The organism is Sandarakinorhabdus limnophila DSM 17366 (genome assembly GCF_945882885.1).
GTDB lineage: Bacteria > Pseudomonadota > Alphaproteobacteria > Sphingomonadales > Sphingomonadaceae > Sandarakinorhabdus > Sandarakinorhabdus limnophila_A.
Map to the genome: position 1 here is coordinate 1 of NZ_CAMCWT010000019.1, position 15,854 is coordinate 15,854.

Sequence of the window (15,854 nt, forward strand, 5' to 3'; positions counted from 1 at the left end):
AAACAGGCCTAGCCGCTGGCGGCCCGCGCGGCTGCGCCCTATACAGTGCCCATGTCCGATCTGTTCGCTGCCACGCAAAGCTCCGCCGATTATGATGCCAGCCATATCGAGGTGCTGGAGGGGCTCGAGCCCGTCCGCCGCCGCCCCGGCATGTATATCGGCGGCACCGACGAACGCGCGCTTCACCATCTCGCCGCCGAAGTGCTCGACAACGCCATGGACGAAGCGGTGGCCGGCCATGCCAGCCGGATCGAGGTGACGCTCGAGGCCGACAACAGCCTGACCATCACCGACAATGGCCGCGGCATCCCGGTCGATCCGCACCCGCGCTTTCCCGACAAATCGGCACTGGAAGTGATTCTGACCATGCTGCATTCCGGCGGAAAGTTCAGTGGCAAGGCCTATGCCACATCAGGCGGGCTGCACGGCGTGGGCATCAGCGTCGTCAACGCGCTATCGGACGATACGGAGGTGGAAGTCGCCCGCAACAAGCTGCTGTATCGCCAGCGTTATTCACGCGGGATCCCGCAAGGGCCGATCGAGGAACTGGGCGCCACCCAGAACCGCCGCGGCACCAGCGTCAAGTTCCACCCGGATGCCGAGATTTTTGGCGAGGATGCCCGCTTCAAGCCGGCGCGCCTGTACAAGCTGGCCCGGTCCAAGGCCTATCTGTTCGGCGGCGTCGAGATCCGCTGGCGCTGTGCACCGGAACTGGCGACGCCCGATGTGCCGGAAACGGCGGTGTTCACCTTCCCCGGCGGCCTGGCCGATCATCTGAAGGAACGGCTCGACAATCGCCCGCTGGTGGTGCCCGATCTGTTTGCCGGCCGCACCGATCTGCCGGCCGGTCCGGATGGCAAGCCGATGGGCGCAGTGGAATGGGCCTGCGCCTGGCCGCAATATGGCGAAGGTTCAGCCAGCTTCTATTGCAACACTATTCCCACCCCCGATGGCGGCACGCATGAGGCGGGCCTGCGGCTGGCGCTGACCCGCAGCCTGAAGAATTATGCCGGGCTGACCGGCAACAAGAAGGCCAGTGATCTGTCCGGCGAAGACGTGTTTGCCGGGGCTGAGATCATGCTCTCCCTGTTCATCCGCGATCCGCAGTTCCAGAGCCAGACCAAGGACCGGCTGACCAGCCCGGAAGCCACCCGCCTGGTGGAAGGCGCCATCAAGGATCATTTCGATCACTGGCTGGTGGCCAATGGTGAACGCGGCAAGGCGCTGCTCGCCTTCGTGGTGGAGCGCATGGAAGACCGGCTGCGCCGCCGCCAGGAAATGATGGTGAAGCGCAAGACCGCGACCAGCAAATCCAGTCTGCGCCTGCCCGGCAAACTCACCGATTGCGCCCGCAATGACGCGGTCGGCACGGAATTGTTCATCGTGGAAGGTGATTCGGCCGGCGGCAGCGCCAAACAAGCACGCGATCGCAACACCCAGGCGATCCTGCCCATCCGTGGCAAGATCCTCAACGTCGCTTCGGCCAACATGGCCAAGATCGGCGCCAACAATGAAATCGCCGATCTCACGCTCGCCATGGGCTGCGGCACGCGCGACAAATACAGCCCGGAAAATCTGCGCTACGAACGCATCGTCATCATGACCGATGCCGATGTCGACGGCGCCCATATCGCCACCCTGCTGATGACCTTCTTCTTCCGCGAGATGCCGGGCCTGGTGCGTGATGGCCGGCTTTATCTCGCGCAGCCGCCGCTCTATCGCTTGGCGGCTGGCGGCACGGTTGCCTATGCCCGCGATGATGCCCACCGCGCCGAGCTGATGAAGACGGTGTTCAGCGGCAAGTCTAAGGTGGAGGTGAGCCGCTTCAAGGGCCTGGGGGAAATGAACCCGTCGCAGTTGAAGGAAACCACCATGGATCCGGCCCGCCGCAGCCTGATCCGGGTGAAGCTGCCCGAGGATGTGGATGGCCGGGCCGATGTCGCCGATTTGGTGGAGCGACTGATGGGCCGCAACCCCGAACATCGTTTCCACTTCATCCAGAGCCACGCCACCTCGATCGAGGCCGACGCCATCGATGCCTGACGGACCGCCTTCGGGCTGGCGGGCGAACATCGCGCCGCTTCGCGCTCGATGCCGTCACTTTCAGCCAGCAGGCCTGCTCCTCACCGCTGGCGCTGTTCTGGCGCGGTGATGCTGCCAACGTGACCGCCGCGCAGGTGACCTTCTGGCCGCTGGTGGAATCCGCCATCGCCGCCGCTGGCGAGCCCTTCGCCGCCCGCGCCGCTGTGGACAAACTGGTCGCCGAACAGATGCTCGACGCCGCCGGCGCCGTGCATCACCGCGACACCAGCGATTATCGCCTGCGCGTGACCGAAACGCCCGACATGACACGCCTCACCCGGCTGGCCAGCGACGGCTTCTTCGTCGAACGCCGCATCGATCGCCTCGAAGACCTCGCCCCGCTTGTGCAGCGCGACTGGCAGACCATCGCCAGCCTTGGCGTCAGCGGCGGCGACTGGCGCACCATGCTGGCAGCCACCCGCCCGCACGGTATCGATCGCATCGTGCCCTTCGGTCAGGCGCTGGCGTTCGGCAATGTGTGGGACGGGGTGAACCTGCTCACCGAGCTCACCCGTATCGTTTCCATCGAGGTTTAAGGCGCCGCCACTGCCACGTCATAGGCCTCACTGGCCGCGGCCCACGCGTCCTCAGCGGCCGCAATACCGGCATCGAGCACGCCGCGCTTCTGCATAAGGGCAGTAATGTCGGCCGGCGCCTGGGTCATCTGCTCGTCCACCGCCTCGCGTTCGGCAATCAGCCTGTTCATCTGCGCTTCGGCCGCCAGCATCGCCTGGCGCAGCGGCTTGGCAGCTTCCCGGCGGGCCGCGGCCTGGCGCCGGGCTTCCTTGGGATCGATGCGTTGTGCCTTGGCGGCGGCAGGCGCAGCGGCGTTGGCGTTGGAGCCGGCCAGAATCAGCGTTTCATAATCGTCGATACTGCCGTCAAACGTGCCGGCACGACCAGCATCAACCAGCACAAGCCGATCGGCGCTGGCTTCGATCACGTGCCGATCGTGGCTGACCACCACCACAGCGCCTTCATAGCCGGCCAGCGCCTGCACCAGGGCTTCGCGGCAATCGATGTCGAGGTGGTTGGTCGGTTCATCGAGCACGATCAGGTGCGGCGCATCGCGGGTGACGAGCGCCAGCGCCAATCGCGCCTTTTCCCCGCCGCTCATCGTGCCGATGCGCTGTTCCGCGGTCGGGCCAGTAAAGCCGAAGCGGCCCAGTTGCGCCCGTACGGCGCTGGGGCTGGAGCCCTTCATGGCGCGGCCCATCATCAACACCGGCGTGGCGTCACCATCCAGTTCCTCGACCTGATACTGGGTGAAATAGCCCACTTTCAGCTTGCCCGATGCAAAGCGCGTGCCCGCCATGGTCGGCAACTGGCCGATCAACAGCCGGGCCAGCGTTGTCTTGCCGTTGCCGTTGCGGCCCACCAGCGCCAATCGGTCATCGGGATCCAGGCGGATATCGAGATTGTTCAGGATCGCGCGGCCGTCATAGCCGACATCGGCATGATCCAGCGTCACCAGCGGCGGGCGCAGCGGTTCCGGGCTGGGGAAATCGAACTTCATCGTCGGATCATTGGCCGCTTCGGCAACCGGCTGCATCTTGGCCAGCGCCTTCTGCCGGCTCTGCGCCTGCTTGGCGGTGGAGGCGCGGGCGCTGTTGCGCGCGATATAATCCTGCAGCTTGGCGCGCTGCGTGGCCTGGGCGGTGCGGGCGGCCTCCAGTTGCGCCAGCCGTTCGGCACGCTGCCGTTCGAAACTGTCGTAATTGCCGGTGTAAAGCTGCACCTTGCCGCCTTCGAGGTGCAGGATCATGCCCGCCACTCGGTTCAGCAGATCACGCTCGTGGCTGATCAGTACGATCAGGCCGGGATAGGATTTCAGGAAATTTTCCAGCCACAGGGCCGATTCCAGATCGAGATGGTTCGACGGTTCGTCGAGCAGCAGCACATCGGGCCGGGTGAACAGCAGCGCCGCCAGCGCCACACGCATGCGCCAACCACCGGAATAGCTGTCGAGCGGACGGCCCTGCATGTCCTCGTCAAAACCCAGGCCCACCAGGATTCGCGCAGCGCGAGCGGGGGCGGTGTGAGCATCAATAGCGATCAACCGCTCGTGAATATCGGCCACACGTTCCGGCGAAGCGCCGGCGTCTTCCTCGGCGATCAGCGCAGCGCGTTCGGTATCGGCGGCCAGCACGGTTTCAAACGGCGTGCCCTGCCCCATTGGGGCTTCCTGCTTCAGCCAGCCCAGCCTTGTGCCGCGCGGCCGTTCAATGCTGCCGCCATCCGGATCGATGGTGCCGGCCATCACCTTCATCATCGTGGATTTGCCAGCGCCGTTGCGGCCGATCAGGCCAACACAGCCGCGCGGCGGCAGCGTAGCGCTGGCGCCGTCGATGATGGCGCGCCCGCCAAGGCGAACGGTGAGGTTTTGAACAGACAACATGATGCGCGCCGCCTAGCAGGATAGGGCCGAGCCGGCTAGGCTGCTGGCATGATCAATCGCCGTATCCTGCTGGCCCTGCCGCTGTTGCTCGCCAACCCAGCGCGGGCAGAGCCTGCCGATCCGCTGGTGGCGGCGCTCATCACCTGCTGGCAAGCGCGCGGCGTGCGCTTCACGCCCGAACAGGTGGCGGCCCGCATCGGCGCCCGCACCGGCCGCGACGCGCTGCTGGCCGTTGCAGGCGCGTGGACCGATGCCAACGACGATGATCAGGAAACAATGGTTGAAATCGTCTGGGAAGCAGGCGCGCCACCTTCGCCGGCAGAGCCGCTGTTGACCGTCGATCTGGTGGCGGGCAGGCCGGCGCTGCTGCTCACCCGCGACGGCGAGTGGTGGCTGCTGCACGCGCGCAACCAGAATATGCTCGCCGTTCACCACCCGCTTACCGGACAAGCGCAGATGCTGGCGCCGGATGCGGCGGCGTTGATCGGTCGCCCGGTTATAGCCGGAGCTTGACCCATCACCTCACCCCGGCTTTCGCCGGGGTGACGGGAACAGCTTCAGGGCCGCGGTTGCGGCGACGGGAACGGCGGGTTGCTGATGAAGTTGCCGGCGTCGCCCGGATAGGCGATCGGGCTTTCGCTGCCATCGGCGGCCACGGCGGCAACGCCAAACAGCCAATCATCGATCGACACATGTTCCAGCACCAGCGACGTGGCAGCGGCCGCGGCGGTGCGGCTATATTGCCATTGCGGTGCGGTGGTGTCGCGCCACCAGATCTTGTAGCCGGCAGCGCCCTTCACCGGAGCCCAGCTCACCTTGGTATTGGAACCGGCGTCGCGCTGGATGGTGACGGCCGGCGGCATCGGCGCACGCGCCAGCGAGGCCAGGCCGGCCACGTTCAACCTGGTCACCTTGGCAAGATACTGGAAATCGACGCCGGGGATGAGATCACCATAGGCGCGGCCGTTTTCCACCCGAATATTCTGGTGCTGCCGGTCATAATGTTCCACGGACTCGGTTATGCGCACCGCCGGATAGCCGGCTTCGAGGAGGCGGGTCTGATCGCCGCCGCGGCCGAACCTGTCGGTGCGATAGATCATCTTCACATCCAGGCCATCGATGTTGTGGTCGGCAAGGCGGTCGAGGAAGCGCGCCACGTTACGGCTGGGCGAATCATTCTCACCCCCGTTGTAGCGGCGGCGGTTGGCCTGAGCGGCGCTTTCCACGGCCTTGGTGCCTTCCGAAAACACGCGGACATGGCCCGAATCCTTCATGCCGCCAATGCCGGTGCTGTTCCCAATGATGTCGTTGTTCAGGTCAGCTTCAACCACCCAGCCCTTAGCGCGGGCGTAATCGGCCAGCACCTTGCCGCCGTTCAGTCCCTGCTCCTCACCCGACAGCACAGCATAGACGACGGTGGCAGGGAACTTGTGCTGCGAAAGCACGCGCGCCGCTTCGATCACGGCGGCGGTGCCGCTGCCATCATCATTGGCGCCCGGCGCATCGCCCTTGGCATCGTTGGGATCGCTGTTGCGGCTGTCGATATGAGCGGAAATGATGATGAACCGGTCCGGATCGGTGGTGCCGCGCTGGATGGCCAGCACGTCCACGATCTCGGTCGGATTGGGCAGGCGATCACCGGTGAACACCTGTGCTGGCTTTTCAATAGTCAGGCAATTGCCACAGGCGGCGCTGAACGCCTGAAAGCGGCTCTCGGTCCAGCGGCGGGCGGCGCCAATGCCGCGGGTCGGGCTGGTGGTGTCGCTGGCCGAATGGCGGGTGCCGAAACCCACCAACGCGGTGATGCTGGCCTTCAATTCGGCCTCGCTCACGCCGGCGGCAAGCGCAGTGAGCGGCGCTTCGGCAGCCAGCACGGGCGACGTGCCCGCCAGCAAAGCCGCCACTGCCACCATCGATCGCACCGTCACCATCGCATCGCCCCTGTTTGTGCGTAGATCTGCTGCGATGGCGCGAGGCTGCCGCTTTGGCAAGACCTGCGCGTGCATGCCGCGCCCGAAGGCGGCAAGCCGCGACCACGAAAAAGGCCGGCCCCCGATTGGAGACCGGCCATTATTCGGTCAGCGCTTGATCAGGCCGAAACGCTCAGCGCGCCGCGACGACGGCGGGCGACAGCGCCCACCAAGCCGAAGCCGGCGATCAGCATGGCCCAAGTTGCCGGTTCCGGCACCTCGCCACCGCCTGGATCAAAGCCGCCGTCACCGGTGCCCATGCCGATGCCGGAGGTGCCCTGGAAATTACCGGCTACCGACTGCCAACGGAGAATGAAGTTGTTGATGGGGCTATTTCGGAGGGATGAGCGGGCCGTTTCCACCCGTTACGGATTACCGCAATCGCGCGTGCGAAACCGCCGCTGCCGGGCGGCGCGACGTGATCGAAAACCGCTGACGCGGCTTATTCAGTTGATCAGGAAGGCCACCAGCGCCCGCACCTTGGCCTGGCGCCATTGCGGCGTGGGCGCGGTGAGCCACCATGCGCCGGCGGCAGGCACACCCGCATCGAGCGCGATGATACGCCCCGAGGCGAGATCTGCGGCGGCCAGCAAGGCTGGCACCCGCGTCTTGCCCAGCCCGGCTGCGGCCGCATCGATAGCAAGGCCAGGGTCTGCCACCGTCAGCGCGCTTTCAACGCAGGGCGTTTCGGGATCGAGCGGGTGTGCGATGCACGACAAGATATTGGGCGCGTCTGGCCCGGTGCTGAGCGCCGCCACCGTGATCAAAAGTTCATCGCCCATGGTGCGGCCATGAATGCCCTCGGCCTGCGGCTCACCGCCGAAATGGATGGCCAGATCGTGATTGGCCTGGGTGAAATCCATCTCGCCGTCTTCATGGGCGGCGATGGAAAAGCGCAGTTCCGGGTGCTGCCGGCCATAGTCGGCCAGCCGGGCGGTGAGCCACTTGGCCACCAGTGCGCGCGGCGCCGCGATGGAGAGCACACGGCTGGATTGCCCGGCCTGCATCACCCGCACGGCCTCTTCAAAGGCCAGGAAGCCTTGTTGCAGCGCCGGCAGCGCCTGTTCGGCTTCGTGGGTGAGTTCAAGATTGCGGGTCAGCCGGCGAAACAGCACGACGCCCAGCGTTTCTTCCAGCGCGCGGATCTGCTGGCCCACGGCGGCCGGTGTGACCGCCAGTTCATCGGCAGCGCGGGTGAACGACAGGTGGCGCGCGGCTGCTTCGAACACGCGCAGGGCATTCATGGGCAGATGGGTGCGCTTCATGGGGAGAGAATGGCTGGCCTGCGCGCCGCAATCAATGCACTGGCGGGCGGCCGACTGGCACGTCCAGCGCAAAGGCCGGGATAACGACCGTGTAGCGCACGCCGTCTTCGCCCATCATCACATAACGGCCCTGCATGCGGCCCGACGCGGTGGCCAGCGGACAGCCCGAGACATAATCATAGGCGCCGCCCGGCGCGATCAGCGGCTGCACGCCCACAACGCCATCGCCTTCCACCTGTTCGGTGCGGCCATCGCCATCGGTGATCAGCCAGCGCCGCGCCATCAGCCGCACCGGCACCAGGCCGGCATTTTCCACCCGCACATGATAGGCCCAGACATAATAGCCGCGTTCGGGATCGGATTGATCGGGGAGATAATGGGGAGCGACACGCACGGTAATGCCGCCGGTGGTTTCGGCGTAGGGGAAGATCTGGCCGATCATCCCCGTCATAGGCCAGCCGATTTCAGCGCCTGATCAAGATCATCGATCAGATCGTCCACGTCTTCCAGGCCCACGCTCAGCCGCAACATGCCTTCGGTGATGCCCATTTCGGCACGCACCGCTTCCGAAACGCTGGCATGGGTGGTGCTGGCCGGATGCGTCATCAGGGTGCGGGAATCACCCAGATTGTTGGAAATATCGATGATGGTGAGCGCATCGAGCAGCGCCTGCGCCTGGGGCCGGCCGCCATCAAGATGCATGGCGACGATGGTGCCGCCCGCTGTCATCTGGCGCAGCGCCAGGGCGTGCTGCGGATGGCTGGGCAGGCCGGGATAGACCAGGCGCGGCACCCGGCTTTCCAGCCAGGCGGCCAGTTTCAGCGCATTGTCACACTGGCGGCGCACGCGCAGATCCAGCGTTTCAAGGCTCTTCAGTACCACCCAGGCGTTGAACGGGGACAGATTGGGCCCGGTGTGGCGCGCGAACGCCAGATAGGTGTCGTTGATCCACTTTTCGCTGCCGACCACGGCACCGGCCAGCACGCGGCCCTGCCCGTCCATCAACTTGGTGGCGCTGTAGGCGACGATATCGGCGCCATGCTCCAGCGGCTTCTGCACGATCGGCGAGGCAAAGGCATTGTCCACCATCACCAGGGCGCCGGCATCATGGGCAACATCGGCAATCGCGCGGATATCGCACAGGTCCAGCCCCGGATTGGTGGGCGTTTCGAGGAAGAACGCCTTGGTGTTCGGCCGCCGCGCCTTTGCCCACGCATCCACGTCGCGGGCGTCCACCGTGGTGGTTTCGATGCCGAAGCGCGGCAGGATGCTATCCACCAGCACCCGGCACGACCCAAACAGTGCACGCCCCGCGACCAGATGATCCCCGGCCGAAAGGGTGGAAAGCAACATGCCGCTCATCGCCGCCATGCCGGTGGCGGTGGCCCGCGCGGCTTCGGCACCTTCGATCAGGGCGATGCGCTTTTCCAGCATCTCCACCGTAGGGTTCTGCAGCCGGCTGTAGGTCATGCCCGGGCGCTCACCGCGGAAGCGCGCGGCGGCTTCTTCGGCATTGTCATAGCAATAGCCTGACGTCATGAAGATGGCTTCGGAGGTTTCGCCCACCTCTGTGCGCATGGTGCCGCCGCGCACCATCTGCGTGGCGGGCCGCCACTGCTTCACGAGCTCCAAGTCTTGTCCGGTGTTACGCTTCATGGCTCCCGCCATAAACCTGTGATGGCCCGGGCGCAATGAAGCGCTGCTTCAAATTGCCACAGTGTCACATGATCTTTGCCGTGACTGTCAATCTGGAATGGCCGTGCTGGCCTTGTCGCCCTGCACGATGAGCAGATACATCACCGGTGTGACAACGCGGGAGAGGACGGTGGATGATACCAGCCCGCCGATAATCACCCAGGCCAGCGGCGAATAGAGGCCGGAGCCGGACAAGGCCAGCGGCAGCAGGCCGCCGATCGCCGTCACGCTGGTCAACAACACAGGCAGGAAACGCACTTCGCCGGCTTCTTCGATGGCTTCGCGCAGCGGCCGGCCGGCTTCGCGCAGCTGGGTGGTGAAATCGACCAGCAGCAGGCTGTTCTTGATCTCAATACCAATCAGCGCGACGAAACCGATGACGGCGGTGTAGCTGAGACTGTTCCCGGTGAGAAACAGCGCCACCAGCCCGCCGAACAGACCGAGGGGGATGACGCCGGCCACCACGAGTGTTTCGCGGAAGCGGCCAAATTCGATCACCAGCACTGCCAAGATGCCGAACACAGCCAGCGCGATGATCGGACCCAGTCCGCCAAAGCTCTTCGCCGCCGTTTCCGCTTCGCCGCCAATGTCGAAACTATAGCCTTCGGGCAGCTTCACCTGGTCCTGCACGGCCTTCACCACCGCCGCATTCACCTTGGCCGTGAGATAACCCTCTGCGATCTGGGCATCGATATAGACAACGCGGCTCTGGCGTTCACGGCTGATGCGAGGCGGCGCGGAATCGAGATAGGGTTGGGCAATCTCGCGCAACGGCACTGCACCCCGGCTGCCCGGCATATAGATATCATCCAGTACCGTCACGTTATGGCGTTCGTCCAACGGCAGGCGCACGACAACATTATAGCTGTCGCCTTCCACATCGCGGAATCGCCCGGCATTCTCTCCGGCCAGCGCCAGCCGCAGGGCGCGGCGCGGCGCGCCTGGCGCGACACCCAGCAGGGCGGCCTTATCACTGTCCAACCCAAGGTTAAGACGCGGCGTGTTCACGGCCACCGGATTGCGCACATCGCGCGTGCCAGGCACGTTACGCATCACGGCTTCCGTTTCGGCGGCCAGACGTTTCAGCACATCCAGTTCCGGGCCAATGATGCGCATCTGGATCGGCGCGTCGATGGGCGGGCCGTTCTGGAAGATTTTCACCACATATTGCGCGTCAGGTGCTGCCGCCAACTTGGCCCGCAGTCGCTCCACCAGCGCCGGACCGCCCTTCTCGTCCCAACGCTTCAGCACCACCAACACTTCGCCGATGTTGCTGCGCTGATCGAAACTGCGCTGGTTATAGAAGATCTGCGGGTTACCGCGGCCGATGTTGCTCATCACCGCCTGCACCTCGGCTTCGCCTTTCAGGGCATTTTCAACCACGTCAACGGCGCGGGTGGTCGCGGGAATTGCGGTGCCTTCGCTCGCCGTCACCTGCACCAGGAAAGAGGGCGTTTCCGCCGGCGGAAACAGGCTGGAGCCAATCAGCGGCACCAAGCCAAAACCAGAGACGATCAAAAGTGTCGAAACGCCCATCGCCCGCCACGGATGGGTGAGGCCCCAGTGCAGCACCGGCTGATAGAAGCGGTGGATGCCCTTGTTCACTGCCTGCAGGAAGGCATTGCCGTGCTCGCTTTCCTCGCGCGGCAGGATGCGGCTGGCCAGGAACGGCACGATGGTGAGCGACACGAGCAGCGACGCAGCCACCGTGCCCAGCACGGCCACAGGCAGGCTGCGTGTGAACTTGCCAGCGCCTTCAGGGAGCATGGTCAGCGGCAGAAAAGCAAACAGCAGCACGAAGGTACAGCCGATCACGGCCACCGCAATCTGGCTGGTGCCGTCGATGGCGGCCTGTTGCCGAGGTTTGCCCATGCGCAGATGGCGGGCGATATTCTCCGTGACCACGATGCTGTCGTCCACCAGCAGGCCAAGCGCGATGATGAAGCCGGAAATCGCCAACTGGTTGAGCGTGAACCCGCTCCAGCCCAGCACGGCCACACCCATGGCGAGGCTCAACGGCACCGAGACCATCACCACGATGCTCGCCCTCCAACCAAGCGGCAGCAAAGTGATCAGCACCAAGCCCAGCGCGATGGCGAAATCCTGGCCCAATTGGCTCAGCTTGCGGGCGATGTCATCGCTTTGATCAAAGCCCACCACCATCTGCACATCGGGCGGCAACTGGCCGCGGTACGCGTCCGCCGCCTTTACTGCCGCATCGCGGATATCGAGCACATTGAGCCCATCCTTCTGGGTCAACGTCACCCACACCGCGCGCTTGTCATTGTAACGGCCGAAGTGCGGCTGCTCCTCATAGGCCCAGCCGACTTGTGCAACATCCTTCACCCGCACGATGCGGCCATCCTGCGCACGCACCGGTTCATCCGCCAGTTCGTCGATCGACTTGTAGGCGCCGCCGGCCTGCACGTTCAGCCGAGCATCGCCCGATTGCACTGCACCGGGCGGCAGATCCTGGCCGCCGCTGCGCAACGCATCCGTAACGGCAGTAACGGGAATGCCCAGTTGCGCCATGCGCCCGGTATCCAGCGCCACCCGCATCTCGGGCTGCGGCAGCGCCCACACCCGCGTTGCCCGCACGCCCGGCACCCGGATCAGCCGCTCGCGCAGGTCCTTGGCAATCTTTTCCAGCCGGCGATAGCTCGCTGTGTCCGAGACCAGGGCGAATTGCAGAACGGCCGCTTCGGTGGTGCGGGTCTTCTGAAATTCCAGGCGCGTCAACGCTGATGGCAGACTGGAACGGATAGCGTTCACCTCGCGCACCACCTCGTCGTAATTCTTCTCGGCATCGCCATCCCAGCTGAATTCGGCAGTGATCACGGCGGTTGAATCGGTAGAGCGCGATTGCACCTTCACGATGCCATCCAACCCCTGCACCACGTCCTCGATCGGCTTGGCGATGGTCGATTCCATGTCGGCCGGCTCGGCGCCCGGCACGGTGGCAACGATGTTGACGAACGGCGACGGGAAGTGCGGATCAACCGATCGCGGAATGGTGAAGAAGGCCGAAAGCCCCATCGCCGCCAGCGCCAGAAACACCACCAGGGTGATCTGCCAGCGCTGAATGGCAAAACGGATGATGCCGTTCACTTGGCGGTTGCCTGCGCCAGTTCGATCACCTGGCCATCACGCAGCCGGTCCACCCCGGTGGTCACCACCTGCTCGCCGGGCAGCAGGCCACCAGTCACCACCACGCCTTGCGGCCCGACAGCGCCCAGCGCCACCTGCCGCTGCCGCACCCGGCGCGTCACAGGTTCAAGGACATAAACAAACCCTTCATCGGCCCGGGCCGAAAACACCGCCGTTGTCGGCACACTGATCGGCGCACCGGGCTCGGTCGGGCCGAGCACCAGCCGGGCGCTGCCTATCTGGCCGGAGGCGAGGCGCCCATTGGCCGGCAACTTCACTTCCACCCGGAAGGTGCCGGTGCCATCATCGCCGCGCGCGCCCACTTCGCTGATCTGGCCTTGCAACGTGCCCGCCCCCAGCGCCGGGATACGCACAGTGGCGGGCATGCCCTGCCGCACCCGTGCCGCATCGCGATCTGCCAGCGGCAAGCGCAGCACAAAGCCTTGATTCATTTCACCTATCGTCAATATCGCCTGGCCTGGCTGGGCAATCTGGCCCGGTTCCCCCGGCCGCGCCAGCACGACACCGCTGGCGGGTGCGCGCAAACTGGCCAATGTCACGTCAAACCCGGCGGCCCGCGCCCGCGCTTGCGCCGCCGCCATCGTCGCCCGCGCCTGCTCAACGCGGGGCGCCGTCACCCAGCCCTTGGCAAACAGATCCTCAGCGCGCTTCACGTCCGCCCGCGCCCGCACCACGTCCGCCGCTGCAGCGTATTGGTTCGCCCCCAGCGCCGTGGTGTCGAGCCGCGCCAGCAACTGCCCGGCCTGCACCCGATCACCTTCGCGCACCAGGATCGCCGCGATGCGCCCCGGCGTGTTGAAGGCCAGCGGCGTTTCGCGCTTCAGCCGCACAGTGCCGGCCACATCAAGCTCGGTCACGCCGCTCACCGGCGCCACGCTCACCACCCGCACCGGTACGGCCGGCGCAGGGGCTGGCGGCGGCGTTTTGGTTTCGCCACAGGCCGCCAGCGTTGCGGCCATGCCCAGAATGGGGCCAAGAATGAAGATCGTGGATGCGCCGGCACTAGGCGCTGGCTGAACGGCCCTGTTGACCCTGTTCTTCACCATGTGCGTGCCTGCCGACCCTGTTGCTGCCAGTGGCGTCCGGCAGTTTTGATTGCTACTCACATCCTGCCCACGTCGGCTCGGGCTGGCAAGTGTTTTTGAGCGGCGCTCAAGTTTGTCGCAGGGGGGGGGCTGCCCGCCGTCAGCCAGCACTCCCCCCGGGTGCTGGCGCGACAGGCGATCGCCCGCTTGGTTCAGTCGTTGATCACCAGGGCACAGATGGTCATTGCCACTCCCTCGTCATCGGCGGTGCCGGGTTCCACCAAGGCTTCGGCCAGGATCTGCCCGGCAATGGTGATGGTTTCGTGGGCCAAGCGTTCACCCAGCGCGGCCAGCGCGGCTGCTGCACCCACCCCATCCAGCCGCACATCGAGTTCATGGCGCGTGCCGGTCAACGTCAGGCTCGCCCAATCGCGAGCACGCAGTCCCTCGATCACCACCCGCGCCCCGAACGGCGCCGCGATGGCAGCGCCATCCACATCATCGGACGCGTCGTCTGGGTGGGGCGCAAACTGACTTGATCACAGGCAAATTCCTTTCCTGAGATAGGAAGAATCGGGCCTCCGGCAGGCAGGGGATCGTCCCTGCACCCGTTTGTTTGGAGCGCCCCTCGCCAAAAAGCCGTCGTCATGCTGGCGTAGGCCAGAATCCACAGCACTGCTGGGGTCAACTTCGCTGCAGCGGGCGCACCGACCCACAAAGAAAAGCGGCGCGCCGAGGGCCGGCGCGCCGCTTGTTCGATCAGGTGGTAAATCCGGCGCTTACTCCGCGGCCACTCCGAGCAGCCCGCCCAGGGCGTCATCGGTGTTGGCCGGCTGGGCTTCGCTGGCAATCTTGGCGGCCTTGCGGCTGTCAAAGGCGGTCCACACTTCGTTCCAGTCGCCCTTGGTCGCGGCCTTGCTATACTCGGTCGAGCGGGCTTCGAAGAAGTTGGCGTGCTCCACCCCATTGAGCAGCGGCGTCAGCCACGGCAGCGGGTGTTCCTCGATCATATAGATCGGCTGCAGGCCGAGTTGCTTCAGGCGCCAATCGGCGATGTAACGGACGTAGCGCTTGATATCCTTGGGCGCCATGCCGGAAACCGGGCCCTGTTCGAAGGCAAGATCGATGAACGCATCTTCCAGGCGCACGGTACGCTGGCACACATCGGCGATATCGTCGCGGATTCGGCTGTTGAGCACGCCGGTTTCGGCGCAGAAAGCGTGGAACAGCTTCACGATGCCTTCGCAGTGCAGCGATTCATCGCGCACGCTCCACGAAACGATCTGGCCCATGCCCTTCATCTTGTTGAAGCGCGGGAAGTTCATCAGCATCGCGAACGAGGCGAATAGCTGCAGGCCCTCGGTGAAGCCGCCGAACATCGCCAGCGTCTTGGCAATATCCTCGTTGTTGCTCACGCCGAACGTGCTCATGTAATCATGCTTGTCGCGCATTTCCTTATAGTTGAGGAAGGCGCTGTATTCGCTTTCGGGCATCCCGATCGTGTCGAGCAGGTGGCTATAGGCGGCGATGTGGATCGTTTCCATGTTGGAGAACGACGTCAGCATCATCTTGACTTCGGTCGGCTTGAACACGCTGCCATATTTGTCGTGGTAGCAATCCTGCACCTCGACATCGGCCTGCGTGAAGAAACGGAAGATCTGGGTGAGCAGGTTGCGCTCGTGATCGGTCAGCTTCTGCGCCCAGTCACGGCAATCCTCACCCAACGGCACCTCTTCCGGCATCCAGTGGATCTGTTGTTGACGTTTCCAGAAGTCATATGCCCAAGGATATTCAAAGGGCTTGTACGACTTGGATGCCTGAAGCAACGGCATGGTTCAAAATCCTGCACTAATGATTGAAGAAACAACGGGATTACTGGGAGAAAAACTAGGCCTTCGGCGGACAAGGGCCAAACCCCTGCACCCGCCCTTCGCTTGCCTCCGGGCCATCAGTGGGTCGGCCCCGAACGCCTGCGAAAGCGAGGACAATGTTGCACGGCTGGTGCGCCTTGCACCCGCACCAGCCGTGGAACACGAGAACTTTGCCTGCAGCGCCGCGACACCCGTCGGCACCGTCGAACATCCACTGGAGGCGATACGCATCCCGACGAAGGCACGCCCACTCGCAACAACGGCCCCGGCTTGAACAACCATTTGGCCTACGGTTGGGAGGGGGTCGTGGCCACACGTCGTGGAATGCATCGCCACGACCCCCTCACCATCCAGCCGGGAAGCATCCCGGCCGGTGGATC

Annotated in this window: 13 protein-coding genes; 3 read left to right on the forward strand and 10 right to left on the reverse strand. The window is 64.9% G+C overall.

Annotated features, from left to right (window positions below; all coding sequences use genetic code 11):
- The first annotated feature begins 51 nt into the window (after positions 1-51).
- Both parE and Q7O19_RS05950 read left to right on the forward strand, forming a co-directional pair.
- On the forward strand, positions 52-2,043 hold the full coding sequence (gene parE, locus Q7O19_RS05945; protein ID WP_303809260.1) for a DNA topoisomerase IV subunit B: 1,992 nt from the start codon (positions 52-54) through the stop codon (positions 2,041-2,043).
- A complete protein-coding gene (locus Q7O19_RS05950; RefSeq protein WP_303809297.1) occupies positions 2,040-2,618 on the forward strand; it encodes an acyl-CoA reductase in 579 nt (192 codons plus the stop codon). Before parE ends, Q7O19_RS05950 begins: the two co-directional genes overlap by 4 nt.
- Here Q7O19_RS05950 and Q7O19_RS05955 read toward each other — a convergent pair.
- Positions 2,615-4,480 (reverse strand): ABC-F family ATP-binding cassette domain-containing protein, encoded by a 1,866-nt coding sequence (locus Q7O19_RS05955; protein WP_303809262.1) that lies wholly within the window; start codon positions 4,478-4,480, stop codon positions 2,615-2,617. The genes Q7O19_RS05950 and Q7O19_RS05955 overlap by 4 nt on opposite strands.
- 48 nt (positions 4,481-4,528) lie before the next feature.
- Here Q7O19_RS05955 and Q7O19_RS05960 point away from each other — a divergent pair, with 48 nt between their 5' ends.
- Positions 4,529-4,993 (forward strand): hypothetical protein, encoded by a 465-nt coding sequence (locus Q7O19_RS05960; RefSeq protein WP_303795056.1) that lies wholly within the window; start codon positions 4,529-4,531, stop codon positions 4,991-4,993.
- 44 nt (positions 4,994-5,037) lie between these two features.
- Here Q7O19_RS05960 and Q7O19_RS05965 read toward each other — a convergent pair whose 3' ends face one another.
- From Q7O19_RS05965 to Q7O19_RS06005, 9 genes are all read right to left on the reverse strand, one after another.
- A complete protein-coding gene (locus Q7O19_RS05965) occupies positions 5,038-6,411 on the reverse strand; it encodes a M20/M25/M40 family metallo-hydrolase (RefSeq protein WP_303795055.1) in 1,374 nt (457 codons plus the stop codon).
- Between the two features lie 158 nt (positions 6,412-6,569).
- Complete coding sequence (locus Q7O19_RS05970) at positions 6,570-6,710, reverse strand: PEPxxWA-CTERM sorting domain-containing protein (protein ID WP_207789923.1); 141 nt, start codon at positions 6,708-6,710, stop codon at positions 6,570-6,572.
- A gap of 186 nt (positions 6,711-6,896) precedes the next feature.
- A complete protein-coding gene (locus Q7O19_RS05975) occupies positions 6,897-7,715 on the reverse strand; it encodes a LysR family transcriptional regulator (RefSeq protein WP_303795054.1) in 819 nt (272 codons plus the stop codon).
- 31 nt (positions 7,716-7,746) lie between these two features.
- On the reverse strand, positions 7,747-8,166 hold the full coding sequence (apaG, locus tag Q7O19_RS05980) for a Co2+/Mg2+ efflux protein ApaG (RefSeq protein ID WP_051136018.1): 420 nt from the start codon (positions 8,164-8,166) through the stop codon (positions 7,747-7,749).
- Positions 8,163-9,371 (reverse strand): O-succinylhomoserine sulfhydrylase, encoded by a 1,209-nt coding sequence (metZ, locus tag Q7O19_RS05985; protein ID WP_273461861.1) that lies wholly within the window; start codon positions 9,369-9,371, stop codon positions 8,163-8,165. Before metZ ends, apaG begins: the two co-directional genes overlap by 4 nt.
- A gap of 87 nt (positions 9,372-9,458) precedes the next feature.
- Positions 9,459-12,518: an efflux RND transporter permease subunit gene (locus Q7O19_RS05990; RefSeq protein ID WP_303794765.1), complete on the reverse strand. Its 3,060-nt coding sequence runs from the start codon at positions 12,516-12,518 to the stop codon at positions 9,459-9,461.
- On the reverse strand, positions 12,515-13,537 hold the full coding sequence (locus Q7O19_RS05995) for an efflux RND transporter periplasmic adaptor subunit (RefSeq protein ID WP_273461857.1): 1,023 nt from the start codon (positions 13,535-13,537) through the stop codon (positions 12,515-12,517). The genes Q7O19_RS05990 and Q7O19_RS05995 overlap by 4 nt, the downstream gene beginning before the upstream one ends.
- 278 nt (positions 13,538-13,815) lie before the next feature.
- The gene (locus tag Q7O19_RS06000; protein WP_273461855.1) at positions 13,816-14,100 is read right to left on the reverse strand and encodes a hypothetical protein; all 285 of its coding nucleotides are present in this window, start codon (positions 14,098-14,100) and stop codon (positions 13,816-13,818) included.
- A gap of 282 nt (positions 14,101-14,382) precedes the next feature.
- Positions 14,383-15,435 carry a ribonucleotide-diphosphate reductase subunit beta gene (locus Q7O19_RS06005; RefSeq protein WP_303809263.1) on the reverse strand — a complete coding sequence of 351 codons (1,053 nt, stop codon included), beginning with the start codon at positions 15,433-15,435 and terminating at the stop codon, positions 14,383-14,385.
- Positions 15,436-15,854: the final 419 nt, after the last annotated feature.